Source organism: Pseudoalteromonas sp. SR45-5 (genome assembly GCF_014163565.1).
GTDB classification, from domain to species: Bacteria; Pseudomonadota; Gammaproteobacteria; order Enterobacterales; family Alteromonadaceae; genus Pseudoalteromonas; species Pseudoalteromonas distincta.
Genome location: NZ_JACJDN010000714.1, coordinates 1 through 1,893 on the forward strand (window position 1 = coordinate 1; position 1,893 = coordinate 1,893).

1 protein-coding gene is annotated in these 1,893 nt (G+C 35.3%); it reads right to left on the reverse strand.

Annotated elements, in window-relative coordinates:
- On the reverse strand, window positions 1-1,871 hold a 1,871-nt coding region (locus H5072_RS18310), incomplete at its 3' end, for a S9 family peptidase (protein ID WP_259395983.1).
- Between the last annotated feature and the right edge of the window lie 22 nt (window positions 1,872-1,893).

The following is a 1,893-nucleotide window of genomic DNA, read 5'->3' on the forward strand; positions in this document are numbered from 1 at the left end:
TCTTTGTATTGTATTTTTAAGCTTTCTGGATCATCAAAAAAGTGTGTTCCGTCATCAATTTCAACATACTTTATATCTAGGTTTCGCTTTGCTTTATCATAAAAATATTTTGATTGTCGATAGTCAACTCTCGTATCTTTTGTCCCATGGATAAGCAAAATTGGGGCTTTAATTCGGTTAATCATATTGATTGCCGAAACCTCAGATAATGCATCAACGGCTTTACTATCAGTCATATCAACAATATTACCTAGGTAGGCATCTTGTCGCTCTTCATCTTCAACTAACCCTTTTAGATCCGATATTCCAGAAATACTAATAATGCATTTAAAGCGTTCGGGCTCTTGCCATGCAGCTGTTAATGCAACATAACCACCATAACTTGCGCCATAAATACATGCATTATTTTTTGATGTTAATCCGGTTCTAGTAGCCCAATCCATCGCATCATATACATCTTGTTGCATACGTTTACCCCACTGATAATAACCATCAGTTTCAAAAGCGCTACCAAAACCTTCTGAGCCCCTGAAGTTCACTTGCAATACCGCATAACCTAAACTAACTAAATATTGAAGCTCTCGATTAAAGTATTTGTAGTCTCGACTATGCGGTCCTCCGTGAGGCATAACAATTAGCGGCGGAGTTTTAATCCCTTCTGGTTTTGTAAAATAGCCTGAGATTTCAGCTCCATCACTCGCTTTAAAGCTATAGTTTTGCACTGGTACAAATTTATTACGTGCTAAATAAGGAAATTTAGATAGCCAAGCGCCGCCCTTCTTTGTGTTTAAATCAAAATAATAATAAGTAGGGCTGACTGAATCACTTATTACATTTACAAGAATTCGTGTTCTATCTTTACTACGGCTAACAATACTAGCTTGCTTATCACCAAATAAATTAGCAACCATAAGCTCTTGCTTACCGTCTACCTCTGAAAAATAATGGCTCTTGTAGAAATCATCATAGTAGCCAACCCCTATAAAATCGCCCTCACTATTAACGATTGCATTATTTATATCGTATTTATCATTGCTATAAACAAGCTCTTCAAACTCCCCTGACTCGATATCATATGACCATAAAGCTTGTCTGTTTAATACACGATCAGAAAGGACGTAAGCTTTTGTACCATCTTCATTAAGGCCTTGGATGGAGAAAGTACTATCTTCACCCAAAATATGGGTATGAATCATTTTTAATGCTTCATCTTTCTTTGCTCGATACCATATTGAAGCAATAAACTTATCATCTTTTTTATCAATTGCGATCCCCAGGCGTAAAACTCCCTTAGGGTCTGCATACCAACTTCCAATATTTTCTTTATTCCTCTGAATTTTATCAAAACTAGAATCACCTAATTCAACTTTAAAAACAGAATAAGCTTTATCTTTTTCATCAAACGTTGACACTAGCGCGAAATCTGGCTCATTTTTAAGTGAGGAAACGAGTCTGAAACTCTGATATCTATACCACTTATATTCAGAAAAACGTCGCGTAGTTAGCATTTTACTTTCATTGGTTTCAACATTGATCGAATATAACCTTGAAACTCTCATGTATTGACCATTGACATATTCAGGGTAACTAGCAGAAACAATGATATATTTATTACCTGACCAACGAATAAAGTCGACTCTGTCTTTATCTTTTTTGAGACTTGCTAATATATTGAATTCGATACTAGGAAATTTAGCTAAACTGATAGTAGGGCCTTCAGCAGTATTATAAAGTGTTGCTATCATTTCTCCATTTGGCGATATTTGTGGTTGCTCTACCATTGGAAGTTTAGCGTAAGACTCCCACGGTTTATCTTTTGCATGAACTACAGACGCAGTTAATAAAAAAAATAAGAGTGTTATTTTTAACATTTATTTCTTCCTTAAAATTTAG